General features: G+C 73.3%; 1 protein-coding gene. It reads left to right on the forward strand.

The window, feature by feature from the left end; genetic code table 11:
- Window positions 1-1513 (forward strand): hypothetical protein (locus AC1D01_RS34200; protein WP_477873904.1); only part of this gene is annotated, 1513 nt, incomplete at both ends.

A 1513-nucleotide genomic window follows, 5' to 3' on the forward strand; every position in this document is an offset into this window, starting at 1 on the left:
CTGCGCATGCGCAGCGCCCTGCGCGATGGTGGCGCATGCTGCGCGGGCGGCGACCCCGGTTGCACGCCGCCAGGCGCGCAGCTGCTCGAAGACGAGGTGGAACTCGCCTGGATCGCGGGCGCGTCGAACGATGCGCCGGCCGGCGCGGTGCTGGCGCGCTTCGACGGCCAGCACCTGGACGAGGCCTTCCTGCCGCTGCAGTCCCGCCCGCTGGCCAAGCCGCGGCTCGCGCGCGGCGAGACGGTCAAGGGCGACACGCCGTGGGAGCCGTGGATCGTCGAGCAGCCGGATGGCCGCGGCGGCATCGCGCGCAAGGTGGTGGGCGTGCAGACGCACGTCGACACCTCCGCCAGCGGTTTCACGCAGACGCCGCGCTACGTGGCCAACGTGCAGGCGCAGGAATGGAACCTCGCCAAGGCCGAGTTCGCGCCGGCCTTCTTCCCGCAGGTGGCCGATCCCGCCGCCGACGGTTTCACCTTCCGCCTGTTGATGAGCGAGATCGCGCGCCGCCGCTTCGGCGCCTGGTTCGGCAGCGCGCGCGTGAGCGCGGCCACGCGGGGCATCGGCGACCAGCTGACGATCGAGGTCGACGACGCGGCCGTCTTCAAGCAGGGCGACATGGTCGCGCAGTTGCGCCCGCGCGCGCGCACGGTCGTCACGCTCACCGCGTCGACCCCCTCCAAGCTGACGCTTGCGGCGGCGCTGGCCGGCGTGCAGGCCGGCAGCAGCGTGCTGGCGGTGGGCAACCTGCCGCGCATCGCCGGCGTCACCAAGGTGCTGCCCGACGATCCGGCGATGGTGGCCGAGTTCACCGCCACGCCAGCGGTGAAGAAGGGCGACGTGCTGCAACGCACGTCGGACGGGGCGCTGGCGCTGATCGATCGGGTGGCCGCGGGCCTGCTCACCGTCGAGCGGCCTCCGGCGAACTGGCAGAAGGCCGACGCGCTGCTGGTGGCGCGCATGACCGAGGCCGCCGACGTGAAGAGCGCGACGGTCTCCGGCGATGGCAAGTCGCTGCTGCTGGAGCTGAAGCCGGCCTCGCACGGCATCGCGGTCGGCATGCAGGTCGTGCTGCTCGACGACGAGCGGCAGCCGCTGGCGAGCGCGCCGCAGGTGACGGTGCGCAATGGCGCGACGATCGAGGTGCAGCCGGTGCCGCCGGCGGCCGACATCGCCGCCGCGGTGCGGGTCGCACCGTTCGCGGGCGGCCTGGCGATCCAGAACCTGAGCCCGAAGAACCGCAGCATCGTCGAGGTCGACAGCGTGGCGCCGTTCGCCGTTGGCGACATCGTGGCGGCAGCCGGCAACCCGGCGCAGATCGCGGTCGTCGAACAGGTGCTGAAGGGCAAGAAGCAGCTCGGCCTGGGGTCGGGCCTGCCGCTCACGGTGGGCGCCAGGCTGGTGGCCGCGGACTGGCATTGCGCCACCACCATCGCCGCCTTCGATCCGCAGCATCCCCTGGGGGTGCAGGTGGGTCGCGTGGACGCGGCCCGCGCTGGCGATGTCGTGGCAC

The sequence above is a fragment of the Rhizobacter sp. P3_B12 genome, assembly GCF_056402895.1.